The organism is uncultured Stenotrophomonas sp., assembly GCF_963519925.1.
Lineage (GTDB): Bacteria > Pseudomonadota > Gammaproteobacteria > Xanthomonadales > Xanthomonadaceae > Stenotrophomonas > Stenotrophomonas maltophilia_AE.
Window position 1 is genome coordinate 1 of the sequence record NZ_CAUQPH010000052.1, and the last position, 25,727, is coordinate 25,727.

General features: G+C 67.6%; 22 protein-coding genes and 1 pseudogene. 11 read left to right on the forward strand and 12 right to left on the reverse strand.

The window, feature by feature from the left end; genetic code table 11:
* The 4 genes from dnaG to rpsU form a co-directional block, all read right to left on the reverse strand.
* On the reverse strand, positions 1 to 1,282 hold a 1,282-nt coding region (dnaG, locus tag RWO33_RS11085; protein WP_314104872.1), incomplete at its 3' end, for a DNA primase.
* Positions 1,283 to 1,346: 64 nt separating this feature from the next.
* Positions 1,347 to 2,297, reverse strand: coding sequence for a YihY/virulence factor BrkB family protein (locus tag RWO33_RS11090; RefSeq protein ID WP_314104873.1), 951 nt, complete (start codon positions 2,295 to 2,297; stop codon positions 1,347 to 1,349).
* Between the two features lie 163 nt (positions 2,298 to 2,460).
* A complete protein-coding gene (locus tag RWO33_RS11095) occupies positions 2,461 to 2,907 on the reverse strand; it encodes a GatB/YqeY domain-containing protein (RefSeq protein ID WP_314104874.1) in 447 nt (148 codons plus the stop codon).
* 133 nt (positions 2,908 to 3,040) lie between these two features.
* Positions 3,041 to 3,256 carry a 30S ribosomal protein S21 gene (gene rpsU, locus RWO33_RS11100; protein ID WP_002808376.1) on the reverse strand — a complete coding sequence of 72 codons (216 nt, stop codon included), beginning with the start codon at positions 3,254 to 3,256 and terminating at the stop codon, positions 3,041 to 3,043.
* A gap of 167 nt (positions 3,257 to 3,423) precedes the next feature.
* Between rpsU and tsaD the strand changes: the two genes are divergently transcribed.
* Positions 3,424 to 4,449 (forward strand): tRNA (adenosine(37)-N6)-threonylcarbamoyltransferase complex transferase subunit TsaD, encoded by a 1,026-nt coding sequence (tsaD, locus tag RWO33_RS11105; protein ID WP_314104875.1) that lies wholly within the window; start codon positions 3,424 to 3,426, stop codon positions 4,447 to 4,449.
* Positions 4,450 to 4,469: 20 nt separating this feature from the next.
* Here the strand turns inward: tsaD and RWO33_RS11110 are convergent, their stop codons facing one another.
* On the reverse strand, positions 4,470 to 4,916 hold the full coding sequence (locus RWO33_RS11110; protein ID WP_314104876.1) for a hypothetical protein: 447 nt from the start codon (positions 4,914 to 4,916) through the stop codon (positions 4,470 to 4,472).
* A gap of 11 nt (positions 4,917 to 4,927) precedes the next feature.
* On the opposite strand from RWO33_RS11110, the gene folB reads away from it, so the two are divergent.
* From folB to RWO33_RS11130, 4 genes are all read left to right on the forward strand, one after another.
* Positions 4,928 to 5,281, forward strand: coding sequence for a dihydroneopterin aldolase (folB, locus tag RWO33_RS11115; RefSeq protein ID WP_314104877.1), 354 nt, complete (start codon positions 4,928 to 4,930; stop codon positions 5,279 to 5,281).
* Between the two features lie 130 nt (positions 5,282 to 5,411).
* Positions 5,412 to 6,686: a mechanosensitive ion channel domain-containing protein gene (locus RWO33_RS11120; RefSeq protein ID WP_314104878.1), complete on the forward strand. Its 1,275-nt coding sequence runs from the start codon at positions 5,412 to 5,414 to the stop codon at positions 6,684 to 6,686.
* A 136-nt stretch (positions 6,687 to 6,822) separates the two neighbouring features.
* Positions 6,823 to 8,997 (forward strand): glycoside hydrolase family 3 N-terminal domain-containing protein, encoded by a 2,175-nt coding sequence (locus tag RWO33_RS11125; protein ID WP_314104879.1) that lies wholly within the window; start codon positions 6,823 to 6,825, stop codon positions 8,995 to 8,997.
* Positions 8,998 to 9,138: 141 nt separating this feature from the next.
* Complete coding sequence (locus tag RWO33_RS11130) at positions 9,139 to 9,762, forward strand: hypothetical protein (RefSeq protein WP_314104880.1); 624 nt, start codon at positions 9,139 to 9,141, stop codon at positions 9,760 to 9,762.
* Positions 9,763 to 10,104: 342 nt separating this feature from the next.
* Here RWO33_RS11130 and RWO33_RS11135 read toward each other — a convergent pair whose 3' ends face one another.
* The 7 genes from RWO33_RS11135 to RWO33_RS11165 all read right to left on the reverse strand — a co-directional run bounded on the left by RWO33_RS11135 (position 10,105) and on the right by RWO33_RS11165 (position 17,650).
* Positions 10,105 to 11,262 (reverse strand): PQQ-dependent sugar dehydrogenase, encoded by a 1,158-nt coding sequence (locus RWO33_RS11135; RefSeq protein WP_314104881.1) that lies wholly within the window; start codon positions 11,260 to 11,262, stop codon positions 10,105 to 10,107.
* 157 nt (positions 11,263 to 11,419) lie between these two features.
* On the reverse strand, positions 11,420 to 11,782 hold the full coding sequence (locus RWO33_RS11140) for a hypothetical protein (protein ID WP_145481247.1): 363 nt from the start codon (positions 11,780 to 11,782) through the stop codon (positions 11,420 to 11,422).
* A gap of 249 nt (positions 11,783 to 12,031) precedes the next feature.
* Entirely contained in the window at positions 12,032 to 13,321 is a 1,290-nt protein-coding gene (locus RWO33_RS11145; protein ID WP_314104882.1) for an amino acid permease, read from the reverse strand.
* On the reverse strand, positions 13,318 to 14,127 hold the full coding sequence (locus RWO33_RS11150) for a hypothetical protein (protein ID WP_314104883.1): 810 nt from the start codon (positions 14,125 to 14,127) through the stop codon (positions 13,318 to 13,320). Before RWO33_RS11150 ends, RWO33_RS11145 begins: the two co-directional genes overlap by 4 nt.
* Positions 14,128 to 14,145: 18 nt before the next feature.
* Complete coding sequence (locus tag RWO33_RS11155; protein WP_314104884.1) at positions 14,146 to 14,994, reverse strand: MurR/RpiR family transcriptional regulator; 849 nt, start codon at positions 14,992 to 14,994, stop codon at positions 14,146 to 14,148.
* Positions 14,995 to 15,101: 107 nt separating this feature from the next.
* Positions 15,102 to 16,208, reverse strand: coding sequence for a dipeptide epimerase (locus tag RWO33_RS11160; RefSeq protein ID WP_314104885.1), 1,107 nt, complete (start codon positions 16,206 to 16,208; stop codon positions 15,102 to 15,104).
* Positions 16,208 to 17,650: an SH3 domain-containing protein gene (locus RWO33_RS11165; RefSeq protein WP_314104886.1), complete on the reverse strand. Its 1,443-nt coding sequence runs from the start codon at positions 17,648 to 17,650 to the stop codon at positions 16,208 to 16,210. The genes RWO33_RS11160 and RWO33_RS11165 overlap by 1 nt, the downstream gene beginning before the upstream one ends.
* Before the next feature lie 210 nt (positions 17,651 to 17,860).
* Between RWO33_RS11165 and RWO33_RS11170 the strand changes: the two genes are divergently transcribed.
* From RWO33_RS11170 to RWO33_RS11195, 6 genes and pseudogenes are all read left to right on the forward strand, one after another.
* A complete protein-coding gene (locus tag RWO33_RS11170) occupies positions 17,861 to 19,264 on the forward strand; it encodes a transglutaminase domain-containing protein (RefSeq protein WP_314104891.1) in 1,404 nt (467 codons plus the stop codon).
* A gap of 62 nt (positions 19,265 to 19,326) precedes the next feature.
* Entirely contained in the window at positions 19,327 to 22,353 is a 3,027-nt protein-coding gene (locus RWO33_RS11175; protein WP_314104887.1) for a TonB-dependent receptor, read from the forward strand.
* 158 nt (positions 22,354 to 22,511) lie between these two features.
* On the forward strand, positions 22,512 to 24,218 hold the full coding sequence (locus RWO33_RS11180; protein ID WP_314104888.1) for a serine hydrolase domain-containing protein: 1,707 nt from the start codon (positions 22,512 to 22,514) through the stop codon (positions 24,216 to 24,218).
* Positions 24,172 to 24,891: a M15 family metallopeptidase gene (locus RWO33_RS11185; RefSeq protein WP_314104889.1), complete on the forward strand. Its 720-nt coding sequence runs from the start codon at positions 24,172 to 24,174 to the stop codon at positions 24,889 to 24,891. The genes RWO33_RS11180 and RWO33_RS11185 overlap by 47 nt, the downstream gene beginning before the upstream one ends.
* A gap of 46 nt (positions 24,892 to 24,937) precedes the next feature.
* Complete coding sequence (locus RWO33_RS11190; protein WP_314104890.1) at positions 24,938 to 25,315, forward strand: hypothetical protein; 378 nt, start codon at positions 24,938 to 24,940, stop codon at positions 25,313 to 25,315.
* A gap of 220 nt (positions 25,316 to 25,535) precedes the next feature.
* Positions 25,536 to 25,727, forward strand: a pseudogene (locus RWO33_RS11195) (EF-hand domain-containing protein); the annotation flags it as partial.

The window sequence follows — 25,727 nt, forward strand, 5'->3', positions numbered from 1 at the left end:
CGGCCGCTGCCGGCGCCGGCGTGCTGCCCAGCCCGGTCAGCGTGGCCAGCTGCTGCTTCATCAGGTCGCCGAAGGCGCCGTCGGGAATCTGCGCCAGCATCGGTCTGGCGCGCTCGGCCAGCCTCGCCTTGCCGTCCAGCGTGGCCATGTTGACCTCGCGGGTGAGCTCGTCGAAGAAGAACTGCGACAGCGGCGTGGCCTGCTTCAGGCGTTCGTCGAAGCCTTCCTTGCCTTCCTTGCGCACGATCGTGTCCGGGTCTTCGCCGTCGGGCAGGAACAGGAAGAACGCCTGGCGCCCGTCCTTCATGCGCGGCAGCACCGATTCCAGCGCACGCCAGCCGGCGCGGCGCCCGGCGGCGTCGCCGTCGAAGCAGAAGAACACGTCCGGCGCGTTGCGGAACAGCAGCTCGGCATGGTCCGGCGTGGTGGCCGTGCCCAGCGTCGCCACCGCCTGGGTGACCCCGAACTGGAACAGCGACACCACGTCCATATAGCCTTCGACCACGATCAGGCGTTCGATCTTCTGGTTGGCCTGGCGCACCTGCCACAGGCCGTACAGTTCGCGCCCCTTGTGGAACAGCGCGGTCTCGGGCGAGTTCAGGTACTTGGGGCCGTCGTCCTTCTCGAGCACCCGGCCGCCGTAGGCGATCACCCTCCCGCGCCGGTCGTAGATCGGGAACATCACCCGGTCGCGGAACTTGTCGTAGACGTGGCCGCGGTCGTTTTTGGAGAACAGCCCGGCGCGATCGAGCAGCTTCATGCGCCGCTCGTCCTTGCCCAGCGCATCCTTCAGCGCGCTGTAGCCATCGGGCGCGTAGCCGATCGCGAAGCGCGCGCGGTTTTCCTCGTCCACGCCGCGCTGGTCCAGGTAGGCACGGGCGGTGTCGCTGCCGTCCAGCGACTTCTGGAAGAAGCGCGTGGCCGCATCCAGCGCCGCGTACAGTTCGCGGCTGTCGTCCTGCTGCTGCGCAGTGCGCGGCTGCGTGTCGCGCGGCACTTCCATGCCCACCCGCTTGGCCAGCTCGTCGACGGCGTCGAGGAACTCCAGGCGGTCGTAGTTCATCAGGAAGCTGATCGCGGTCCCGTGCGCGCCGCAGCCGAAGCAGTGGTAGAACTGCTTGGTCGGCGACACCGTGAACGATGCCGAGCGCTCATCGTGGAACGGGCAGCGTGCCGAATACTCCTTGCCCTGGCGCTTCAACGGCACGCGGCTGCCCACCACTTCGACAATATCGGAGCGGGCCAGCAGGTCGTCGATGAATGCGTCGGGGATACGGGCCATGGGCAGCAGGCTGGGGCAGGGCCGGTAACGGCCGCGCGCGGTAGCGGAGAACCCCGCTAGTCTACTAGCTGGCGCTGGCCGCGCCCGGTTTCGGCGGCTCGATACCGGCTTCGGCCAGGTGGGTGCGGGCGCGCAGGCGTTCGTCGATCACCGCCGTCATCAGCGCACCGACGAAGAACACCACCGTGGCGTAGTAGATCCACACCAGCGAGATCACCAGCGCGCCCATCGACCCGTAGGCACTGCCCGGCGCCACCGTGGCGATGTACAGCCCGATCGCATAGCGGCCCAGCGCGAACAGCGCCGAGGTGATCACCCCGCCAATGAACGCCTGGCGCCAGGCCACGCGCCGGTCGGGCAGGTAGTGGTAGAGGAAGGCGAAGCCCACCGTGTACAGGGCCAGGCTGGTCAGGTAGCCCACCGCCGGCAGCACCGAGGGCAGCTGTGCGAAGGCCACCTGCAGCATGGTGGTGGCGGTCATCGACAGGATCAGCAGGAACCCCAGTGCCAGTACCACGCCGAACGAGAACACGCGCTTGCGCAGCCACGCCACGATGCCGTCCAGGCGCTCGCCGCTGGTGTTGAAGATCAGGTTCAGCGCGTTCTGCAGCTGGGCGAACACGGCGGTGGCACCAATGAACAGCAGCAGCGTGCTCCACATGCCGGCCAGCGAGCCCATCGACGGCTGGTTGTCGGCGTTCTTGAGCACGGTGTCGGCGACGGTGGCGGCACTGCTGCCGGCCACGTCGTTGATCTGCCCGATCAGCGCCTGCTGGGCAGGTGGATACAGCGACGCGGTCAGCCACAGCAGCAGCACCAGCAATGGTGCCATCGAGAGCAGGGCATAGAAGGACACCGACGCGGCCTGGGTCAGCACGTCGACATCGACGAAGCGTTTGCCCACTGCGACCGGGAAGCTGCGTTCAAGCCGGTCCACGTACTTGCGCAGGCGTGGCGGAACGCGGGACGGATCGTGCGCCGGTGCGGGCGCGGGGGAAGGCGGCAGCGAAGACATGCCTGTTTTCTAGCAGGCCCGGTTCGAAGACCGGGTGAAACGCGGCGGTGGGCTGACGCACGCACCGACCAACGGTCGGTGCCTACCACGCGCACCGATCGACGGTCGGTGCCTACCGCCGAGGCCGGGTAGGACACGACCGTTGGTCGTGTCCCCCGCACACTCAACCGGCGAAGTGCGCCTTGACCAGCTTGGACACCAGGCCCATGTCGGCCTGGCCGGCCAGCTTCGGCTTCAGCGCGCCCATCAGCTTGCCCATGTCGGCCGCGCTGCTGGCGCCGGTTTCGGCGACGGCGGCCTGGATCGCGACCTGGATCTCGGCTTCGCCCATCTTGGCCGGCAGGTAGATGTCGATCACCGCCAGCTCCTGGCGCTCGATTTCCGCGAGGTCTTCACGGTTGGCGGCCTCGAACTGGCTGACCGAGTCCTTGCGCTGCTTGACCATCTTGTCGAGCACGGCGATCACCGCGGCGTCGTCCAGCTCGATGCGCTCGTCCACTTCGCGCTGCTTGATGGCGGCGTTGATCAGGCGGATCACGCCCAGCTTGTGCTTTTCGCCCGCCTTCATGGCGGCCTTCATGTCGTCGGTGAGCTGCTGCTTCATGCTCATGGAACACCTCGTTCGGTGAAAGGGTGGGGCGGGAACAAGATCGATGGAAACGCAAAAAGCCGGTAACGCTCGCGCGTTCCGGCTTCGGCTCCGCCGCGACAGGCCAGGCCTGCCGCATCGAAGTTGCGTCCGATCAGTACAGGCGCTGACGCTTGGTGACGTCGCGCGACGAGCGGCGCAGCTGACGCTTCACAGCAGCAGCAGCCTTGCGCTTGCGCTCCTGGGTCGGCTTTTCGTAGAACTCGCGCTTGCGGGTTTCGGCCAGCACGCCGGCCTTTTCGCAGGTGCGCTTGAAGCGACGGAGCGCAAACTCGAAGGGCTCGTTCTCGCGGACTTTAACGCTGGGCATGGAATCTCCGGGACACAGTAGAACCGGGTCACGCCCGGTGAGAGCCGCACATTATAGCGGCGAGAAAAGAACTTGCAACCCACCCCGGCAAACTTCCTGGCCTTGGGTAGTGAAGGGCGCGCTGGCGGTACGTCTGCCAAGGCCTCAAGAGGTCCATAATAGCAGCCATGCGAGTCCTTGGTATCGAATCTTCCTGCGATGAGACCGGCGTGGCGGTGTACGACACCTCCCTGGCCGGCCCGGACGCCCTGCGCGCCCATGCCGTGTACAGCCAGATCGCCCTTCACGCCGAATACGGCGGAGTGGTGCCCGAGCTGGCCAGCCGCGACCACGTGCGCAAACTGCTGCCGTTGATCCGCCAGACCCTGGCCGAGGCCGGGCTGGGCGTGAACGACATCGACGGGGTGGCCTACACCGCCGGCCCCGGGCTGGTCGGCGCGCTGCTGGTAGGGGCGGGCGTGGCCCGCTCGCTGGCCTGGGCGCTGGAGGTGCCGGCGGTGGGTGTCCACCATATGGAAGGCCATCTGCTGGCGCCGTTGATGGAAGACGACCCGCCGCAGGCCCCGTTCGTGGCCCTGCTGGTCTCTGGCGGGCATACCCAGCTGGTGGCGGTGGACCGGATCGGCCAGTACCGCCTGCTGGGCGAGACCCTGGACGACGCTGCCGGCGAGGCCTTCGACAAGACCGCCAAGTTGATGGGCCTGCCGTACCCGGGCGGCCCGCAGCTGGCCGCGCTGGCTGAACGCGGTACGCCCGGCAAATTCAAGTTCACCCGGCCGATGACCGACCGGCCCGGGCTGGATTTCAGCTTCTCCGGCCTGAAGACCCAGGTCCTGCTGGCCTGGCGCGACAGCGACCAGAGCGAGCAGACCCGCGCCGACATCGCCCGTGGCTTTGAAGACGCGGTGGTCGAGACCCTGGCGATCAAATGCGACCGCGCGCTGGATGCGGCCGGCACCGACGTCATCGTGGTAGCCGGTGGCGTGGGCGCCAACAAGCGCCTGCGCGCCAAGCTGCAGCAGATGGCCGAGCGCCGCGGTGGCCGCGCCTGCTTCCCGCGGCCCTCGCTGTGCACCGACAACGGCGCCATGATCGCCTTCGCCGGCGCCCTGCGCCTGGAAGCCGGCCAGCACAACCCGCCGCAGGTACAGGTCACGCCGCGCTGGGACATGGCGACGCTGCCGGCGGTGTAGTGTCGGCCGTTCCATCGATTTCATTGATAGTGAGATCGGTGCAGCAGATTTGCCCCGCCTCGCGCTGCATGCTGTGGGCAACGAGAAGTCACCCTGTTCAAGATCGATCTCAATAAAATCGTCACCGTTGGTGCCGTCAGGGATGCTAACGCCCGGCTCATGTCCGGCACCCGCATAACGGGGAACTTCATTGGCAGCGCGCCGGGTAGCGCCATTTCTCTCCAATTGACCTCGGAACAGATCAACCGGGCGGGTAGGGTGGCCTTCAACTCACTAAAGCGGCGATAGCCATGAGCGGGCCGAATCTTACCTATGGCACGCTGGTGAAAGATGAGGGCGATATGGTGGGTCATGTCGCCTACGCGCTGTATAAGCGTGACAAGTTGAGTTTCATCCAGGCGATGCGCCGCCGACCCCATTCGAAGCACGTTCGGGCCCGCGCCGGTACCATGGGCACCATCTTTCACGTGGCACTCCTATGGACAAGGTATTCATCGAAGGGCTGGAGATCGATGCCCTGATCGGGATCTACGACTGGGAACGGCGGATCCGCCAGACCCTGCGGTTCGACCTGGAAATGGGCTTCGACAACCGCAAGCCGGCGGCCAGCGACGACATCGCCGACACCCTGAACTACAAGGCCGTGAGCAAGCGGATCGAGCAGTTCGTGCGCGAGTCCGATTTCGGCCTGGTCGAAACCCTGGCCGAGCGCATCGCCGAGATCGTGCTGCGCGAGTTCAACGTGCAGTGGCTGCGGCTGAAACTCAGCAAGCCCGGTGCCGTCCGCGGCGCCAAAGCGGTCGGCGTGATCATCGAGCGCAGCGCCGCCTGAGGCACACGCTGCGCGGCACGATCACGCAGCGACCGGGAGAGCTCGCTCCCGCCGCCGTTTGCCGGCCCCCGCCACCCCGGTAGCGCCGGCCGTTGGCCAGCCCTCGCAACACCAAGAGACCCCATAAACGATGGTAGACGCCGTAATCGCCGTACAACTCCTGGAAAACCTGCAGGACACCCTCGAACCTTGGCCCTGGGCCTACACCACCATCGTGCTGTGCGCATTGGCGCTGGCCGCATGGCTGGCCAATTTCGTCACCAAGCGCATCCTGCTGCGTGGCCTGCGCCGGCTGGTCCGGCGCCTGCCGGGCTACGGCGCCGACAATGAAGGCGGCAGCAACCTGCGGGTGATCTCGCGCCTGGCCAACGTGGTGCCCAGCATGGTCATCGCCGCCGGCATCCGGATCGTGCCGGACCTGCCGCCGCAGCTGGTGGAATTCGTCATCGGCGCCTGCCGGGCCTGGGCGGTCCTGACCGTCGCGCTGGCGGTCTCGCACGCGCTGGATGCGGCCAACGAGCTTTACGAGCGCCGCCCCGATGCCCGCAACAAGCCGATCAAGGGCTACCTGCAGGTCGTGAAGATCGTGGTCTTCGTGGTTGCCGGCCTGTCCATCGTCGCCACCCTGCTGGGGGTCAAGCTGGGCCCGCTGGTGACCGGCCTGGGCGCGGCCACGGCGGTGTTGATGCTGATCTTCCAGGACACCATCCTGTCGCTGGTGGCCAGCGTGCAGATCAGCGGAGATGGCCGCGTGCGGCTGGGCGACTGGATCGAAATGCCCAGCCAGAACGCGGATGGCGATGTGATCGATATCGCCCTGCACACCATCACCGTGCAGAACTTCGACAAGACCATCACCACCATCCCGACCAAGAAGCTGGTCACCGAGTCGTTCAAGAACTGGCGCGGCATGCAGGAAGCCGGCGGACGCCGGATCAAGCGCGCGCTGTACCTGGACCAGCACAGCGTGGGGTTCGTCGACGAGGAGACGCTGGCGCGGCTGCAGCAGTTCGCGGTACTGGGCGACTACCTGCGCGACAAGCAGGCCGAACTGGCGCAGTGGAACACCGGGCTGCAGGCCAAGGGCATGGCCGCGATCAATGCGCGCCGGGTCACCAACCTGGGCACCTTCCGCGCCTATGTGGAGCGCTACCTGCGCCAGCATCCGGGCATCCATACGGACATGACGCTGCTGGTACGGCAGCTGCAGCCCACCACCGAAGGCTTGCCGCTGGAGGTGTACTGCTTCACCCGCACCACCGCCTGGGCCGGGTACGAAGGCATCCAGTCGGATGTGTTCGACCACCTGCTGGCGATCCTGCCGGTGTTCGGGCTGCGCGTATTCCAGGCCTCCAGCGATGCCATGCTGATGGCCGCGCAGCAGCAGCGGGTCGCCGCGGAGTAAGCTCCTGTGCCTCCGGTGCCGCCTGGTCGGCACCGGAATTTCCCCTCGGGGATGAAAAATGAACGCCAAAATCCTCCACAAGGGGCTCGGGAACGCTAGAATCCCGGCCTTGTAAACGTTTTCATAAGGACCGCCGGTGGCCTCCGATCGCATCGAAACCCTCATTGCCCAGATGACCGTCGAAGAAAAAGTCGGCCAGCTGGGTGTGTTCGCGGACATGGTCCGGCCGTTCGCGCCGGACGTGAATCCCGAAGCCAACGTCAGCAACGCCGACCAGGTGCTGCAGCAGGTACGCGAAGGCAAGGTGGGCTCGCTGTTCAATGGCGTGGGCGTGGAAGCCGGCCGCCGCATCCAGCAGGTGGCACTGGAAGAAAGCCGCCTGCGCATTCCGGTAATCCTGGCCGCCGATGTCATCCATGGTATGCGCACCGTGTTCCCGATCCCGCTGGGTGAAGCGGCCAGCTTCGAACCCGACCTGGCCGAGCGCACCGCGCGTGCCACCGCCGTGGAAGCCACCGCGGCCGGCCTGCACTGGACCTACGCACCGGCCGTGGACATCGCCCGCGACCAGCGCTGGGGCCGCGGTGCCGAAGGCGCTGGCGAAGACGTGGTGCTGGGCTGTGCGTTCGCCGCCGCCCGCGTGCGCGGCTTCCAGGGCCCGGACCTGCGTGCGGCCGACGCGCTGCTGGCCACGCCCAAGCATTTCGCCGCCTACGGCGCGGTCATGGCCGGCATGGAATACAACATGGTGGACATCTCGCCGCAGACCCTGCGCGACGTGCACCTGCCGCCGTTCAAGGCCGCCTTTGAAGCCGGCGCGATCACCGTGATGTCGTCCTTCAACGACATCAACGGCGTGCCCGCCAGCGCCAACGCCGAACTGCTGACCGACATCCTGCGCGGCGAGTGGAACTTCCCGGGCGTGGTGATTTCCGATTACACCGCCGACATGGAGCTGGTCGCGCACGGCTACGCCGCCGACGACCGCGATGCCACCGCCAAGGCGTTCACCGCCGGACTGGACCTGAGCATGCAGAGCGGCTTCTACGCCGTGCACCTGCCGGACCTGGTCGAGAGCGGCGAAGTGCCGATGGCCACGCTGGACGAGTCGGTGCGGCGCATCCTCAAGCTGAAGGAAGCGATCGGCCTGTTCGACGATCCGTACCGTTCGCTGGACCTGGCCCGCGAAGCCGACACCTCCTACCTGGTCGCGCACGATGAACTCTCGCGCGATGCCGCGCGCCGTTCCATCGTGCTGCTGAAGAACGACAACAATGTGCTGCCGCTGCGCAAGGCGGGGCAGAAGATCGCGCTGATCGGTCCGTTCGTGCAGGACCGCGACAACATCGAGGGCTGCTGGACGCTGTTCGGCGACAAGGACCGCTACGTCACCCTGGAAGCCGGCGTGCGCGCGGCGATCAGCGATGAAAACCTGCTGGAGATCGTGCCGGGCTGCGAACTTGAAGCGGCCGTGCAGGACGGTATCGAACAGGCCGTGGCGGCCGCGCTGCGTGCGGACGTGGTGGTGCTGGCGCTGGGCGAACCGCAACGTTACAGCGGTGAAGCGCAGTCGCGCGTGGAAATCACCCTGCCGCCGGCGCAGCAGGCGCTGGCAGAAGCGGTGGCGATGACCGGCAAGCCGCTCGTGGTGTTGCTGCGCAATGGCCGCGCGCTGGCACTGCAGGGCGCGGTGCGCAATGCGCAGGCGGTGGCGGTCACCTGGTACCTGGGCACCCAGACCGGCCCGGCCGTGGCCGATGTGCTGTTCGGCGACTACAACCCGTCCGGGCGGCTGCCGGTCAGCTTCCCGCAGGTGTCGGGGCAGCAGCCGTTCTTCTACAACCACCCGCGTACCGGTCGCCCGGAGCTGCCGACGATGTCGGAGTTCAAGGCGCGCTGGCGCGAGATTCCGAACGCGCCGCTGTACCCGTTCGGGCACGGCCTGGGCTACACCACGTTCGACTACGGCGTACCGCAGCTGGGCAGTGCTTCGCTTGGCTGGGACGACACCCTGGAGATCACCACCACCCTGACCAACACCGGCGCGGTGGCGGGCGAGGAAGTCGTGCAGCTGTACGTCCACGACCGCGTGGCCAGCCGCGTGCGGCCGGTGCGCGAGCTGAAGGATTTCCGCAAGGTGGCGCTGCAGCCGGGCGAAAGCACCCAAGTGCGCTTCACCCTGGATCGCCACGCACTGGGCTTCACCGGACGCGACGGCGTGTTCCGCGCGGAGCCGGGTCAGTTCGACCTGTGGGTATGCGCCTCCTCGGCCAGCGGCGAGCCGGTCGTCTTCGAACTGCTGGCACGCTGACGTAACGCTCTGCAGGCCGACATGTCGTCCTGCGCACCGACGTAGAGCCGGGCTCTGCCCGGCTGCCCGTCGACCCAACCGTCATCGGTGGCTGACACCGATGACGCTACGCTGCGGCTTTGCACCCCTGCGGAGCCGCCCATGCGCCTGATCACGATCCTGCTTCCCACCTTGATGCTGGCTGCCTGCAGCCAGCCCACGCCGCCGGCCGATGAGGCGGGCGCACCGTCGACTTCGCCGCCGGCCACCACCGCCACCGCAGCCGAAGATGCGCCGCAGGCCGGGTTGTCACCCGATGCAGTGGAGCCCAGCAGCGCGGCAACGCCGGATACCGCGCCGCCGGTGGCGGGCACGGATTCCGCCGCCACGCCGGCGAACGCTGCGGAACAAAGCGAAGGCGGAGCGCGCGAACGCATCGGCAAACTGCTCGGCGATGCCGACCAGTACGAGGCGGTGTTCAATGACCTGCAGCGCGGTGTCGCCGCGGGTGATCGTGCCGCCGTGGCGGGCCTGATGCGTTACCCCGTGCGGGTCACCATCGCCGGCAAGAACCAGAACGTGGCCGACGCCGCCGCGTTCCAGCGCGACTACGACAAGATCGTGACCCCGGCGCTGGCAAAGCTGATTGCCGAGCAGAAGTTCGACACCCTGTTCGTGAACTGGCAGGGCGTAATGCTGGGCCAGGGCGAGGTGTGGATCAACGGCAAGTGCCTGGACAAGGAATGCACGAAGAGCGAGGTGAAGGTCAACAATATCGGGCAATGACGCATGCCTTCGTTCAAGGTCATTCGTTACCGGATGTTGATGGCGTATCGGCGGTCGTTTGGGAACCGACCCTACCCTCATTCCCGCCGCGCCACCGCATTCACCGCGCATGCCGCCGCGTCACCGCATGCGCCGCACATGCCGGCGCGTCACCGCATGCGCCGCATATGCCGGCACGCCACCGCATGCGCTGCACATGCCGCTGCGTCACCGCATGCGCCGCATATGCCGCCGCGCTGGTAGGGTCGCATCCCGATCGACCGCCGTGGAGTTGCCCGCGGTCGGTAATGGCATGACCTTTGGCGGGGAAGGCCGGGCATCGCCCGGCGCTTCCCACCTGCATCACCCCTTCGGGGTGAGCTTCAACAGCTTGCCGTTGCTGCCATCTTCCAGCAGCCAGATCGCGCCGTCCGGGCCCTGTTCGACTTCGCGGATACGCTCGCCCATCAGGAACCGTTCGGCTTCGCGCGCGGTGTCGCCTTCCAACGCCACCCGCACCAGCGAGGTGGACGACAGCCCGCCGATGAAACCGCTGCCCTGCCATTGCGGGAACAGCTTTCCGCTGTAGATGATGAAACCTGCCGGCGAGATCACCGGGGTCCAGGTCACCTTCGGTGCCTTGAACTCCGGGCGCGTATCGTGGTCGGGAATGTCGCGGCCATCGTAATGGTTGCCGTTGGACACGATCGGATAGCCGTAGTTGGCGCCACGTTCGATCAGGTTCAACTCGTCGCCACCGGCGGGGCCCATCTCATGCACCCACAGTTTGCCGTTCGCGTCGAAGGCGATGCCCAGCGCGTTGCGGTGGCCCAGCGACCAGACCTGTGCGGCCACGCCACCCTTCGAGGCAAACGGGTTGTCCGCCGGCACGCTGCCGTCGTCGTTGAGGCGGATGATCTTGCCGAGGTTGCCGCCCATGTCCTGCGCGGGATCGAACTTCTGCCGTTCGCTTGAGGTGATCCACAGCTTGCCGTCCGGCCCGAACGCCAGGCGATGGCCGTAGTGGCCCTTGCCTTCCACCTTCGGGGTCTGGCGCCAGATCACCTTGAAGTCTTCCAGCGTGCCGCTGCCATCGGGGGCCAGCACCAGCTTCGCGCGCCCCACCGCGGCACCGCGGGTGTCCTTTTCGCCTTCTTCGGCGTAGCTCAGGTACACCAGCTGGTTCTGCGCGAACTGCGGGTGCGGCAGCACGTCGCCGAAGCCGCCCTGGCCGCCGTACGCCACCTTCGGCACGCCGGTGATCTCCGCGCTCTTGCGCGTGGTCAGGTTGAAGTGCTTGAGCCTGCCTTCCTTCTCGGTCACCAGCAGGCTGCCGTCCGGCAGGAAGCTCATCGCCCAGGGTTGGTCGAAGCGGGCGAATTCGGTGGCGGTGAATGGCCATTGCGCCTTCTCCAGCGCTGGCGCGGCGGCCTTGGCCGGGGCATCGGCGGCAACGCAGGCGGTGGTGAACAGGGCCGGCGTGGCGGCGAGGGCAAGCGTGAGCAGCAGGCGGCGGGTCATGGGAAATCTCCAGAAGGGGACGCGAATGGCCAACCGATGTTGTACACCATGCCCATCAACGCGGCGTGGACCATAGGTCATCCCGCCGGGGCGCACACATGAAAACACCCGTGGCCTCGCCGCCACGGGTGCAGGGGGGTACGCGGATGTCTTGAGGTCAGGTGCCGCGCGGAACGCCCCTGTCCAGGTGCGACTGGTGCAGGGCGGTGGACTCGTCCCAGCCGCGGCGAACCGCGTTGCGGGCCTGCGCCCAGGTCAGCTTGCTGGTCGCCTGTTCACGCGCCCAGCGCGATTCCAGCTCGGCTTCCACCTGCTCGTAGGCTTCAATCACTTCATCGGCGCGGGTACGGGTGTGGCGCGAGCTGTAGCCGAGGTAGTAGGCCGGCTCGTAATCCTCGAATGCCAGGTTGCTGTCGTAGTACGGCTCGGCGCTGAAGCGCTCGCGCCAATAATCCGAGACCGCTTCGCGCGGCACGCCGTCTTCCGGCACCCGGCCGGGAATCTGGTAGTCAGGGCTCATGTGTGGCTCCGGTTGGGTGAGGCTTCAACCTACCGGTGGGCCGGTTAACGCGGCGGGCGCGTGGGGTGAATGTCGGGTCAAGGGTGCTGAAGGGGAGGTGGGTGGTTCAGCCACGCAGGGCGTGGCTCTACGGATTCATGTTCCATCCGGGCGTAGAGCCACGCCCTGCGTGGCTTGCGTGCGCGTGGTTGCCCCGACCAGCCGTAGAGCCACGCCCTGCGTGGCTGCACGCAGTGCCACAACGTCCCATCAACCCTTGCGCGGCACCAGATAGATCACCGCGCCCACCGCGAAGGCGATCAGCGCCGCAGCGATGTTCTGCCAGCTCGCACTGGCGAACAGCGCCAGGCACAGCACCAGCGCCAGGATAGGAATCAACGGGCCGCCCGGCAGCTTCAAGGCGCCGGGCCGGTCGCGGAAGCGGCGCGCCAGCACGATCACCGCCGCCGCCGTGCCGATGTAGGCGAACAGGCGCGTGGTCATCGACAGCAGCGCCAGCTGCACGAACGAACCGGACAAAGCCAGCACCAGCGCGATCACCCCCTGGGTGACGATCGCTGCGGCCGGCGTACGGAAGCGCGGGTGCACCTGGGCCAGGAATTTCGGCCCATAGCCATCGCGTGCCAGCGCAAACAGGAAGCGCGGCCCCATCATCATCGTGTTGCTGTTGGTGCCGAGGATCGAAATCGTCGCGCCCACGGTGAGGATCAACGCCAGCGCCTCGCCACCGAACCCGGCCGCGGCATCGGCCAGCGGCGTGGCCGAATCGGCCAGCCCCGGCAGCGTGCCCTGCGCGATGAACTGCACCGCGCCGTAGATCACCGTCACCGTGATGATCATGGTGATCAAGGCAAATGGAATGTCACGGCGCGGGTTGCGGTACTCACCGGCTGCGGCCGGGATGTTCTCGAAACCGGCATAGGCATACAGCAGCAGCAGCGCCGCCTCGCCCATGCGCTGCAGGTCGTGCGGGTCCGGTCGTGCGCCGGAGAACGCCAGCTCGGTGTCCACGTAGAACGCGCCGATCGCCACGAACAGCAGCAGCGGCACCAGCTTGCCGACCACCAGCACCACCCCGGTGCGTGCGGCCGAGCGCACCCCGGCCACGTTCACCGCGGTCAGGAAGCCCAGCGACACTACGATCACCACCACCCGGCCCAGGTCGTGCCCGGCCCACGGCCAGAAGCGCGCCACCGCATCGGCCAGCGCGTTGCTCAACGCCGCCGCCGAACTGATGCGGGTCAGCCAGATCATCCAGCCGATCTCGAACCCGGCGAAGCGCCCAAACGCCTCGCGCGCATACAGATAGCTGCCGCCGGGCTCGTCGAAGTAACTGGCCGCCTGCGCGTAGCAGAGCACCAGCAGCGCCACCACGATGCCCGCCGCCACCACGCCCCACAGGCTGAAGGGCCCGAGCAGCAGCACGGTGGCGGCCGGCAGCAGGTAGATGCCGCTGCCGATCACATCGTTGATCGACAGTCCGACGATCTGCCAGCGGCTGACCGCGCGTTCCAGCTGCGGTTCGGTCGGTGTGCTCATCGCGCCGCCTCGGACTGCGGCGGCAGCGTCGGCAGTGCCCATGGACCTTGCAGGCGCTGGTACTGCGCGCGCGGCAGCAGCACGAAGATCGGCTTCTGCGCCGGGTCCAGCCACTTCAGCAGGGCGCGCATGTGTTCGGGCTGCATCGCCGTGCAGCCGGCGGTGGCCTCGCCCGGCGTGCGCCACAGATGGGCGAAGATGCAGCTGCCCTTGCCCGCTTTGCCGCCCGGGTTGTGCTCGATCACGAAGCCCTCGCGATAGCGCACGTCACCCTTGTTGTGCAGGTCCAGCCGCATCGGTTCGGTGGAGCCTTCCACCGCCTCCGCACCGACCACCTCGGCATCGACGATGCGGTTGTAGTACGTCGAATCCGGGACGTCCATGCAGTAGGAGCTGGCCAGCATCGGCTGGTAGGGCAGGGCGGTATCGGCCTTGGCGGCATACCCGAACGCAGTGCCCAGGAAGAACATGCCGGCCGGGCTGCGGCCGTCGCCTTCCTGCTTGATCGGGTCGCCGGGTTGCTGGGCACCTTCATCGGTCGGGTTGGGCCGCAGGCCCACGCCCCAGGCGCTGCCGTTGCGGCCCACGGCGACCGCGAACGGCGCCCCTTCCGCCTGCCAGCCCTTGGCATCGGCAAACGTGTAGGCCTGCAGCGAACCCTGGGTGGCGTCCCAGCCATTGGTGGTGACCACGATCATCTGGCGGGTGTCCTGCACCAGCGGCACGGGCGGCGGGGCCAGCGCGGCAGCGGGCAGGGCGCTGGCAACCAGCACGACGGCAAGGGCGGAACGCAGCAGCGGCAGCATCGTGGTGGACTCCGGGAATCAGGTGTCGATCAGGTGTTCGATCCGTTCCAGGTTCACCCCGAGCTGGCGGTGGCGGTCCGGGTTGGCGTGGCAGAGCAGCACGAACACGAAGTCCAGCAGCGACTGCAAGGCAGAACGGTACAACAGTTGCGCCACGTGCGGCGCCGGGTCGTGCGCGCACACCACCAGCGACGCGTCGGCATGCGCGCGCAGCGGGTTGGCGCTGTGCCGGGTGATCGAGACCACCTTGCCGCCCATGTCCTGGAACTGGCGCGAGAGCTGGAACAGCTGCGGAAGCTTGCCGAACTCCGAAAACACCAGCAGCACGTCGCCCGCGCGCGCGGCCGAGAGGTTGGCCATCATCAGGATCGGGTCGGCGTGGTGCACGGTCAGCATGCCCAGCAGCGACAGCCGCATCGCGAACTCGCGCGCGTACAGGCCGTCATCGCCCAGGCCGTAGACGAACAGCTTCGGCGCGGCGTCGACCAGCTGCACGATGGTTTCCACATCCGCCTGCGGGTTGGCCAGCCGGGTTTCCTCATCGGCGGCGGTGCGGCTCAGGCGCAGGCGTTCGGCCAGCTGGTCGTAATCGTTGGCCGGGGCGGCGCTCGGCGGGCCGGCGGCGGGGCCGCTGCCGGCGCGGGCCACCGCCTGGCCGATCGAATACTTCAGGTCCGGGTAGCCCTTGAAGCCCAGCTTCTGGCTGAACTTGACCACGCTGGACTGGCTGATCCCCAGCGCACTGGCCAGCTGCTGCGAGGAGTAGTCGCGCAGCAGGTGGGCGTTGTCGAGGATGAAATCGGCGATGCGGCGTTCGATCGCCGACATGTGGTCACGCTCGGAGCGGATTTTCACCAGGGGCGGCATGGAGGACGCGATGGTTCCTGTGTGGGGGAGGTGTAGAGCCACGCCCTGCGTGGCTGGCGTGCACCGGGACCGCGCGGTGCAGCCACGCAGGGCGTGGCTCTACCGGGCTACCAGCGGGGTGCCTTGATCATTTCCAGGCCCCTCACCTCGGTGATGCCCAGCCCTGGCGCATCGCTGATGGTGATCTCCGACTCGTTGAAATGTACCCCACCGGTGACCGGATTGAACTGCCCCAGCGAGGGGCCGTCCAGGTCGACCTTGGTGATGATCTCGCTCTTGGCCACCGCCAGGTGCACCGCCGCGGCCACGCTGATGCTCGATTCGATCATGCAGCCGATCATGCACGGCACCCCGTAGATGGCGGCGATGTCGGCGATGCGGATCGCATTGCTCAGCCCACCGGTTTTCATCAGTTTGATGTTGATGATGTCCGCCGCGCGCTGCTGGATCAGGTCGAACACCTGGCCCGGGTTGAACACGCTTTCATCGGCCATCACCGGTGTGTTGACCCGGTCGGTCACGTACTTCAGCCCGCTGATGTCGGCTGCCTTCACCGGCTGCTCCAGCAGCTCCAGTACCACCCCGGCCTCTTCCAGGCTGCGCATGGCGTGCACCGCCTGCTTCGCGGTCCAGCCCTGGTTGGCATCCAGCCGCAGCAGCGCACGGCCCTGCACGGCGGCGTGGATTGCCTTGACCCGTTCGATATCCAGCCCGATGTCCTTGCCGACCTTGATCTTCAGCGACTCGAAGCCGCGATCGATCGCCGACAGCGAATCGGCCACCATCTTGTCGATGTAGTCCACGCTGATGGTGATGTCGGTGGTGATCACCGGGTCGCCACCACCCAGCATCCGGTACAGCGGCGCGGCGTGCAGCTGCGCCCACAGGTCGTATACCGCGATCTCCACCGCCGCCTTGGCGCTGGTGTTGCGCTCCATCGACGACTGGATCAGCGTGCAGATGCGGTTGAGGTTGGCGACCTCCTGCCCGATCAGGCGCGGCTTGATGAAGCGGTCGATGGCCTCGATGATCGAACCGTGCGTGTCGCCGGTGATCACCGCGGTGGCCGGTGCCTCGCCATAGCCGGTATGGCCGCTGTCGGTGCGCACCAGCACCACCACGTCTTCCACGGTATCGACGGTGCGCAGTGCGGTCTTGAACGGGGTCTTCAGCGGCACGCGCAGCATGCCAAGTTCGATGTCGGTGATTTTCATCAAGGAGTCTGGGGCCGGATGCGCTGGATGTTGGTGATGCGGTCGATGTAGCTCACGGTGTCGCTGGCCATCATCGGCTGCAGCGGGGTCACCGACACGCCGTTGAGGTGGGCCTGCACGCGGCGACCGTCCGCGCCGAACCAGCTGCCGCCGGCGGTGTCGTGGATCATCCACGCCTGCCCGTCGAGCTGGCCGATGGTCACCATGACGTGCCCCGGGATGTACACCAGGTCGCCCACCTGCAGCTGCTGCACGGCGGCGCTGCGCGTTGCCGCGTCGTCCTTCGCGCTGAACGCGATCCGGTCCAGCGCCGGGCTGACTGCCTGCGCGCTGGTATTGCGCGGCACCAGCACGCCGAAGCTGCGGTAGATCTCCGACACGAAGCCACTGCAGTCGCGGGTGTCGTAGGAATGACCCCAGCCGTAGCGCTCGCCGAGGAACTTGAAGGCCTGGGTGAGCACATTGCGCGGAGTCAGCGGCAGGTAATCGCTGGCGGTGTCCTGCGAACGCGGCAGCAGCGCCGGTACCAGCGCCAGCGTGCCGTCGGCGTTGCGCACCGGCAGCTGCACCACGTGCGCGGCGTGTGCCTGCTGGCCGTTCACGGTCTGGTTGAGCGGCCAGTCGGCGATCACCGGCACGCGCACGCCCATCTCCAGCTGCAGCCGCGAGACCCGCGGCTCTTCCGGGGTGAACGCAGTGAACGCGGTGGCGCCGGTCACCACGCGGTAAGGACCGCGCTGGCCGTAGCCGAACACGGTCTCCGCGCTGCCGATGCCGACGAAGCGCTTTTCAATCCACGCCGAATAGCGCTCGCTGGTGACGAACAGCCACTGCCCGTCGGCGCTTTCGTGCAGCACCGCCACCGCGTCGCCGGGGAACAGCGCCGATTCCTGGAAGCGGTCGATATCGGTGTCGCCCTGTGTGGTGAATACCCGCAGCGCGGTCGGGAACGCACGCAGCGCGGCGCGGTGGGTCACCAAGCCATAGTGCAGAGGGCGTTCGACGGGAATGGACGGCAGCGCCAGGTTGGCCTCGATGGCGGTACGCGCGGCGGCGGGCACCGGGTGTCCGTCTTCGCCGAACAACGGTTTTTCCGGCCAGCGCGACAGCGCCTGGATGTCGGCCAGTACGCGCGCCCGCCCCAGCCGGGCGGGAAGTGCCCGCAGGTCGTGGATCGCCTTGTCTTCGGCACGCATGCGCGCGTTCTGCGCGGCAATGCCCGCGCTGTCCAGGTTCACCCGGTCGGGATCGGGCAGTCGCGCCGCCCAGAACGCCGGGTCGAGGTAGGCCTCGCGCAATCCAACCACGCCGCCGAAGGCCGGCGGCGGCCCGAAGGGCGACTCGGCCCAGCTCGCGCTGCCCGGCAGCAGCAGCAGCGCCGCCAACATCGCGCGGGTCGGCCACGCAGGCCGCGCGGAGCGGCGGGGGGAAGCCTGGATCATGGAGCGGTCATCCTCCTCGGAAGCGTCAGGAATATTTATTCCTTTTTTCAGCGAAAGCAAGAATAAATTATTGACCCCCTGTCAGGCCCGTGTTACACAGCGATTACCACCCGCACCTTGGGAAGTGTCGCTGTGGATCTGCCCGTACGCAAACCGCGCTCTGCCTCGACCTTCGCCCGTCGCGCCGCCACGGCGTGCCTGCTGCTGGGCATGGCATCGGGTCAGGCGCCGGTGCTGGCCCAGGACGCGGTGATCGCGCAGATAGACCAGGGCCAGTTTGCCGTGGCTGAAGCGCGCATCAGCGAACGCCTGGCCGACCCCGCCCTCAGCGACGAGCAGCGTGCCGCGTGGACCTTCCAGCGCGAACGCATGCGCCGCATGACGCTGGATTTCAGCCTGGACGAAGCGGGCGCCAAGGCGCAGCTGCGCAGGCAGATTCCCGACCTGCGCGACGACGAGTTCGCGCGCTGGGATGCGGCCGGCCTGCTCGAACACCTGGATATCGATGGCGAGCGCCGCTGGTTCAAGCGCGCCCCGTCCAACCTGTTCCGGATCAGTGCCGAAGCACGCGCCCGCCGTGCACCCGGCGTGCCGCTGCCGGTCGACGGCCCGTACGAACAGCTTGCCCCGCACCACCATGAAGTCGTGGCGGCCACCCGCAGCGGCGCCGGTACCAGCGTGGTGCCGCGCCGGGTCGAGGTCACCCAATCCATAACGGTCAAACCCGACGCGGTGCCGGCCGGCGAAGTGCTGCAGGCCTGGATTCCGTATCCGCGCTGGATCCGCGGCCAGCAGGAAGACATCACCTGGATCGGCCCGACGCAGGGCGCGGTGATCGCACCGGAAACCGCCCTGCAACGCACCGTGCACCTTCAGCAGAAGGCGGTGGCCGGCAAGCCCACCCGCTTCGAGATCCGCTACGCGCTCACCGTGTACGCGCTCCACGTGCCGATCGACCCGGCCAGGGTGCTGCCCACCCCGGAAAGCGACGCGCTGTTGCCCTTCCTGGCCGAACAGCCGCCGCACGTGGTGTTCACCCCGGCGCTGCGCGCGTTTTCGCAGCGCGTGGTCGGCAGCGAAACCAACCCCTATCGCATCGCACGGAAACTGTTCGACGCCGTGGACCAGATTCCATGGGCGGGCGCGCGCGAATACTCCACCATCTCCAACATCAGCGATTACGCGCTGCACGCCGGCCATGCCGACTGCGGGCAGCAGACCCTGTTGTTGATCGCGCTGCTGCGGCTGAACGGCATTCCCGCGCGCTGGCAGTCGGGCATGGTGTATTCCGACGATGCGGTGGGCTACAACAACCTGCACGACTGGGGCGCGTTGTACCTGGCGCCGTATGGCTGGGTGCCGATGGACGTCACCACCGGGCGCCTGGACAGCACCGACCCGGCGCTGCGCGACTTCTACTTCGGCAGCCTCGACGCCTACCGCATCGCCTTCAACGACGATTTCCAGCAGCCGTTCCCGCCGGCCAAGCAGCACCCGCGCTCGGACACCGTCGACTCGCAGCGCGGCGAAGTCGAATGGGCCGGCGGCAACCTTTACTTCGATCAATGGACTTACGACTTCCAGTCGCACGTAACGCCGGCAACGGCCCGGTAGCACCCCACCGTTGGTGGGGTGACCAACATGATTATTTTCACCCTTGAAGGAGAGAGCAGGGAATGAAAGCGAACGGTTTGAAGCGGGCGGCGCTGTGCGTCGCGTTGGGAGCGTGTCTGGGCAGCCTGCTGCCCACGGTGGCATTCGCACAGGCCGTCAGCGGCGCCGTCGCCGGCCGTGCCAGTGCCGGCGACCAGATCACCGTGGTCAGCACCAGTACCGGGCAGACCCGCACGGTCACCGCCAGCGCCGACGGTACCTACCGCCTTGGCCAGCTGCCGGTGGGCGACTACCAGCTGCAGCTCAGCCGCGACGGCCAGCCGCTCGGTGAGCCGGTCGCGGTGAGCGTGGCGGTGGGCGGCACCACCACCGTGAACCTGGGCAGCGGCGGTGGGGTGGTCAACCTCGACGCGCTGCAGGTGGTGGGCACGCGCGTGGTCAACCGGGTGGATGTGTCCACCACCGAAACCTCCTTCAACGTCAACCGCCAGGAGCTGCAGCGCCTGCCGGTGGCACAGGACTTCGCCGCGGTGGCGCTGCTCGCTCCCGGCGTGGTCGGCGGCAACTCCACCTTCGGTGGACTGTCGTTCGCCGGTTCCTCGGTGGCCGAAAACGCGGTCTTCATCAACGGCCTCAACGTCACCGACATGTACACCCGGCGTGGCTTCTCCAGCGCACCGTTCGCCTTCTTCAACGAATTCCAGGTCAAGACCGGCGGCTACTCGGTCGAGTTCGGCCGCTCCACCGGCGGCGTGATCAACGCCGTGACCCGTTCGGGCAGCAACGAGCTGAAAGGCGGCGTGGAAATCACCGCCGAGCCCAGCGCCTGGCGCTCCAGCGGCCGCGACCACTTCCACCGCGACGGCACCCCGCATTCCTACGCCAGCCGCGACGACAGCTCGTTCTTCAAGACCAACGTGTGGGGCTCCGGCGCCCTGGTACAGGACAAGCTGTTCCTGTTCGCGATGTACGAAGATCGCAACGACAGCGGCCACAACACCTCCAACGACGCCCTGACCTGGTTCAAGAACGAAAGCGAGAACGGCTTCTGGGGCGCCAAGCTGGACTGGAACATCACCGACAACCACAGCCTGGCGCTGCTGGCGTTCTCCGACGAGGGAGACGTCACCAACGGCTCGTACAACTACGACTGGGACGAGAACCAGATCGGCGGCTGGGGCGGCGATTCGGTCACCGAAACCGGCGGCCGCAACTACTCGGCCACCTACACCGGCCACTTCGGCGAAAACTTCACCGCCCGCGCCATGGTCGGCCAGAACAACCAGCGTGCGTTCACCAGCTCCTCGCTCGACCAGGCCTGCAGCCCGGTGTTCACCGACGCCAGCTACGCCTCGCGCCTGGGCCAGCTCAACGGCCTGCGCCCGGGCTGCCATCCTACCGGCGCCGCTGTCGCCGAGCGCGACGACACCCGCGACGTAGCCCGCCTCGACTTCGAATGGCAGCTGGGTCGCCACCTGCTGCGCTTCGGCGTCGACCGCGAACTGATGACCACCGAGCAGGCCACCCGTTACCCGGGTCCGACCCAGCTCGCTTACACCGCCTACGTGGCGCGCCCGGGCGATGAAGTGTGGGACGGCGCCGGTGCCTACGTGCCGGCCGGCGTGACCGAGATGCTGCGCGCCCGCAACCGCGTTTCCGGCGGCACCTTCGAAACCGAAGCCAACGCCTTCTACCTCGAAGACATCTGGAACATCACCCCCAACCTCATGCTCAACCTGGGCGTGCGCTGGGACCGCTTCGAGAACCGCACCGCCGACGGCGATGCCTTCATCAAGATGGACGACCTGATCGCACCGCGCGTGGGCTTTTCCTGGGACGTGAAGGGCGACGCCACCACCAAGCTGTTCGGCAACGCGGGCCGTTATTACCTGCCGGTCACCAACAACATCAACGTCAACTTCGCCGGTGGACTCACCGACGAATATTCGTACTACGTGTTGAATGGCTGGCAGCAGCAGGCCAACCCGGTCACCGGCGCGCCGTACGCGGCGCCGATCATCGGCCAGCAGATCGGACCGGTCGACACCCGCATGAACACCGGCGCGGCCGACCTGCGCCAGAGCGTGGACCGCGACCTCAAGGCGGTCTACCAGGACGAATACATCCTGGGCTTCCAGAGCATGATCAACCAGGCCTGGTCGTGGGGCGTCAATGCCACCTACCGCACCATGGACCGCGCGCTGGACGACCTACGCCTGAACTACACCCCGTGCGGCCCGACCGGCACTACCCTGTGGCCGATCGCCAACCCGGGCGAAAGCCTGACCATCTGGGGCGATTCCAGCATCGGCTGCGCCACCGAAGGCTGGATCACCATCGACACCGCCAACAGCGGCTACCGCAAGGGCGGCAGCGGCGAAGTGGTCGGCTATTCCAAGCCCAAGCGCACCTACAAGGCACTGGAATTCCAGCTCGACCGTGGCTGGGACGAGAAGTGGCTGTTCAACGCCTCCTACCTGTGGTCGCGCAGCGACGGCAACTTCGAAGGGCCGGTCAACTCCGACACCGGCTACGGCGACACCGGCATGGTCCAGCATTGGGACCACCCGGCCAACAACGAACGCTATGGCGTGCTGTTCAACGACTTCCGCCACCAGTTCAAGCTGCGCGCGGCATATGCATTGAACGAACAGTGGTCGTTCGGCACCACCCTGCAGGTGCAGTCCGGCGGCCCGATCACCGCCTTCGGCGTGATGTGGCCGGGCGACACCGTGGCCGGTGGCAGCACCTCCAACGAAAGCGGCGGCGGTGGCACCGGCTGGCTGTGCGTGGCCAACTGTTCCGGCCCGTACGACCAGCGCCAGTTCGAGTACACCCCGCGCGGTGCCTATGGTCGCCTGCCGTGGACCTGGACCATGGGTGCCAACGTCACCTGGCGCCTGCCCGTGGAGGGTATCGACCTGAGCGTGCGGCTGTCTGTGTTCAACCTGTTCAACAACCAGACCGTCGTCAACGTGCACCAGCGTTACGAAGCCCAGCCGGGCCAGTTCCGCGAGAACACCTTCAACACCGGCACACGCTGGCAGGCCCCGCGCTACACCCAGCTGATGGCAACCTGGAACTTCTGACCGGCGCGCACGGTCGGGTGCCGACCTGATCGGCACCCGACCCCGCACCGGGGTGCCGGCCCGGCGCCGGCACCCGACCCGCGCCGGAACCCCACCCCGCGCGGTTAACATGGTTGGTGCCGACCGTTGGTCGGCCCGCACTGGTACCCCAGCAAACCATGCATCGTTCACTGCTCCTTCTGCTGCTCCCGCTCGCCGCAGCCTCCGCACACGCATCACCCGCGGCAACGTTCGACCCCATGCTCGACGCCACCGTCCAGCACTACCATCTCCCCGGCATCGCCATGGCCGTGGTCGACAACGGCGAGGTGGTGTTCACCGGCACGCGTGGCGAACGCCGCGCCGGCAGCGGCGAGCGCATCGACGCAGACACCCTGTTCAAGATCGCCTCCAACAGCAAGGCGATGACCGCCGCCGTACTCGCCCGCCTGGTCGACCGTGGGCGCCTGGCCTGGGACGATCCGGTCATCAAGCACCTGCCGCAGTTCCGCATGCACGACCCGTGGGTCACCGAGCACCTGCAGGTCCGCGACCTGCTCATCCACAACAGCGGCCTGGGGCTGGGCGCCGGCGACCTGATGCTCTGGCCCGAGCCCAACCGCTTCACCCGCGCCGACATCATTGCCGGGCTGGCCCACCTCAAGCCGGTCACCAGCTTCCGCAGCGGCTACGCCTACGACAACCTGATGTACGTGGTGGCCGGCGAAGTGGCCGCCGCCGCCGGCGGCAAACCGTACGACCAGCTGCTGCGCGAGGAACTGTTCGTACCCTTGGGCATGACCCGCTGCCAGGCCGGCAGCTGGTCGGTGGCAAAGGTGGGCAACGTGGCCCAGCCGCACGCGCCGCGCGACGGGCGCAACGAAGTGGTCAACCCCGATGCCGACGTCGCCCCGGACCTGACCTCCATGGCCGCCGGCGGCATCCGCTGCAGCCTGCGCGACATGACCCGCTGGATGCAGGTGCTGCTCGATCCCAGCCTGGTGCCGGACTGGCTGAGCGAATCGCAGCGCCGCGCGCTGTGGACCGCGCACATGCCGATGCCGCTGGGCGAGCGCCAGCGCCGTTGGGACAACGCGCATTTTTCCGCGTACGGCTACGGCTGGCGCCTGTCGGACATGGACGGGCAGTGGAAGGTCGCCCACACCGGCACGCTGTCCGGCATGTATTCGTCGCTGGCGCTGCTGCCTGACAAAAAGGTCGGCGTAGTGATCCTGATCAACGGCGAAGGCGAAGACGCCCGCACCGTGCTCATGCAGACCGCGCTGAAGTCCTTCACCGCACCGGCGCAGCAGCAGACCGTCGCCGGCTACGCCGCGCAGCTCCAGGCCGAAGCGGCCCACCGCCACGCCGCCGGCCACGTGCGCCCAGACACCACCGCCCGCAAACCCGTAGAGCCACGCCCTGCGTGGCTGCGCGGCGCCGACCATCCCGCAGCCACGCAGGGCGTGGCTCTACGGGGTGCTGGCCATCCTGCCGCCACGCAGGGCGTGGCTCTACGGGGTGCTGGCCATCCTGCAGCCACGCAGGGCGTGGCTCTACGGGGTACGGACGATTCCGCAGCGAGGCTGGGCATCGCCGTACAGGGCCTGTATCGCGACCCTTGGCTCGGCCAGGCCCAGCTCTGCCCGGAGAGCGGCGCCCTGCGCTTCAGCGTGGACAAATCGCCGCGCCTGCGCGGCACCGTGATGCAGGTCGATACGCGCTGGCTGGTGCAGTGGGATACGCTCGGTGCGGACACCGAACCCTGGCTGCAGGTGCAGCCGGGCAATCCGCCCACGCTGACCCTGCGTGCGATCGATCCGGACATCGACTTCAGCTATGACTTCCAGGACCTGCATTTCACTCGCATCGGCGATTGCCCTTAGCCTGCTCGGCGCGCCGCAGGCCAGCGCGCAGGCGGTCGCCATCGCCCCGGCACGCAGCGCCGAGCAGGCCGGCCTGGTCGACATCCGCAGCCTGTCGCCGGACATCCAGCTCGACGTGCGCTACGCCACCGCCAACAACTTCACCGCCCGCCCGGTGCCGGGCTATGACGCACCCAAATGCCTGCTGCTGCGCCCGGCCGCCACCGCGCTGGCGAAAGTGGAAGCGGAGCTGCGCAGCCGAGGCTACGGCCTGCAGGTGTTCGACTGCTACCGCCCCGCACGGTCGGTACGCGCCTTCGTCGCCTGGGCGCACGACCCGCAGGAGCAGTCGCGCCAGGCCATCCAGTATCCCGGCCTGGAAAAGCCGGCCCTGCTGGGCGGTTACATCGCCGAAACCTCCGGCCACAGTCGCGGTGCCACCGTCGACCTGGGCCTCCTCGACTGCCGCAGCGCGCCCTGCCGCCGCGTGGACATGGGCACCGACTTCGATTTCTTCGGGCCCCGCGCACATACAGACGCAACCGACATCAGTGCCGAACAGCGGCGCAACCGCCAGACCCTGCTGCAGGCGATGCAGCGCCAGGGCTTCGCCAACTATCCGCAGGAGTGGTGGCACTTCACCCTCAGCCCCGAACCCGACCCGGGCACCGCCTACGACGTGCCGGTGCGCTGAGCCGGGGCGCCGCTACAATGCGCGCTCACCGAACGCCTGGACCACGATGAACCTGCCGCTGCACTTTGGATTGCTGGGCACGCTGGAAGCCGGGCTCATCGCCCTGCTGGTCGGCCTGCTGGTGTACGCGCTGTGGCAGCGGCTGTGCCGCTGGGCGGGCTGGTCGCTGGGGCACGCCATCGGCTGGGCCAGCGTGATCTCGGTGGTGGCCTCGGCCGGCATCGATGCATGGAAGCTGTTCTACATGGGCATCGTGCGGCTGGAGTCGCCGTTGTACGCGCGGCTGTACCTGGCCACCATCCACGACCCGAACGAACTGGGCTCGCGCGTGGTGCTGGAAGTGGCCGGTGCACTGGGCGGTGTTGCTTTGGGCTGGCTTGTGTTCAGTTCGCGCTCAGGCGAAAAAATCGCCAACCCGGACTGAGTTTTCGTTCGCATCCGGTTAAATCCGGGCCGATTGAATGGGCGTGTTACCAACCGCTCACCTGCGCGTAACCACCGCGGTAAAGGAGCGCTGCGCGGTTGTGGTTAAGACCGCGTGCGCGCCCCGATCGGCGCGCAAGATCGATTCACAAACGGGCTGGCAGTGTGGGGCCGTGCGGAAAACAACGAGCCGCGCACCATCCCTAAAGGAGACCACCCACATGACTATTCGCAACCGCAAGCCCCTGATCGCCCTGATCGTCGCCGCAGGCAGTGTGCTGGCCATTCCGGCGATGGCGCAGACCGCCCAGCAGAGTGCAGCGCAGGCCCAGACCCAGGCCGCGCAGGCCCAGCAGTCGGCAGCGCAGGCAAGCGACGCGGCTGACGCGGCGAGCGGCGCGGCCGCCCAGGCC

Excerpts from the sequence above, each read along its gene's own strand:
- RWO33_RS11090 (WP_314104873.1), bottom strand. The coding sequence starts at position 2,297 with ATGTCTTCGCTGCCGCCTTCCCCCGCGCCCGCACCGGCGCACGATCCG.
- RWO33_RS11095 (WP_314104874.1), bottom strand. The coding sequence starts at position 2,907 with ATGAGCATGAAGCAGCAGCTCACCGACGACATGAAGGCCGCCATGAAG.
- rpsU (WP_002808376.1), bottom strand. The coding sequence starts at position 3,256 with ATGCCCAGCGTTAAAGTCCGCGAGAACGAGCCCTTCGAGTTTGCGCTC.
- tsaD (WP_314104875.1), top strand. The coding sequence starts at position 3,424 with ATGCGAGTCCTTGGTATCGAATCTTCCTGCGATGAGACCGGCGTGGCG.
- folB (WP_314104877.1), top strand. The coding sequence starts at position 4,928 with ATGGACAAGGTATTCATCGAAGGGCTGGAGATCGATGCCCTGATCGGG.
- RWO33_RS11120 (WP_314104878.1), top strand. The coding sequence starts at position 5,412 with ATGGTAGACGCCGTAATCGCCGTACAACTCCTGGAAAACCTGCAGGAC.
- RWO33_RS11130 (WP_314104880.1), top strand. The coding sequence starts at position 9,139 with ATGCGCCTGATCACGATCCTGCTTCCCACCTTGATGCTGGCTGCCTGC.
- RWO33_RS11135 (WP_314104881.1), bottom strand. The coding sequence starts at position 11,262 with ATGACCCGCCGCCTGCTGCTCACGCTTGCCCTCGCCGCCACGCCGGCC.
- RWO33_RS11140 (WP_145481247.1), bottom strand. The coding sequence starts at position 11,782 with ATGAGCCCTGACTACCAGATTCCCGGCCGGGTGCCGGAAGACGGCGTG.
- RWO33_RS11145 (WP_314104882.1), bottom strand. The coding sequence starts at position 13,321 with ATGAGCACACCGACCGAACCGCAGCTGGAACGCGCGGTCAGCCGCTGG.
- RWO33_RS11150 (WP_314104883.1), bottom strand. The coding sequence starts at position 14,127 with ATGCTGCCGCTGCTGCGTTCCGCCCTTGCCGTCGTGCTGGTTGCCAGC.
- RWO33_RS11155 (WP_314104884.1), bottom strand. The coding sequence starts at position 14,994 with ATGCCGCCCCTGGTGAAAATCCGCTCCGAGCGTGACCACATGTCGGCG.
- RWO33_RS11160 (WP_314104885.1), bottom strand. The coding sequence starts at position 16,208 with ATGAAAATCACCGACATCGAACTTGGCATGCTGCGCGTGCCGCTGAAG.
- RWO33_RS11165 (WP_314104886.1), bottom strand. The coding sequence starts at position 17,650 with ATGATCCAGGCTTCCCCCCGCCGCTCCGCGCGGCCTGCGTGGCCGACC.
- RWO33_RS11170 (WP_314104891.1), top strand. The coding sequence starts at position 17,861 with ATGGCATCGGGTCAGGCGCCGGTGCTGGCCCAGGACGCGGTGATCGCG.
- RWO33_RS11175 (WP_314104887.1), top strand. The coding sequence starts at position 19,327 with ATGAAAGCGAACGGTTTGAAGCGGGCGGCGCTGTGCGTCGCGTTGGGA.
- RWO33_RS11180 (WP_314104888.1), top strand. The coding sequence starts at position 22,512 with ATGCATCGTTCACTGCTCCTTCTGCTGCTCCCGCTCGCCGCAGCCTCC.
- RWO33_RS11185 (WP_314104889.1), top strand. The coding sequence starts at position 24,172 with ATGACTTCCAGGACCTGCATTTCACTCGCATCGGCGATTGCCCTTAGC.
- RWO33_RS11190 (WP_314104890.1), top strand. The coding sequence starts at position 24,938 with ATGAACCTGCCGCTGCACTTTGGATTGCTGGGCACGCTGGAAGCCGGG.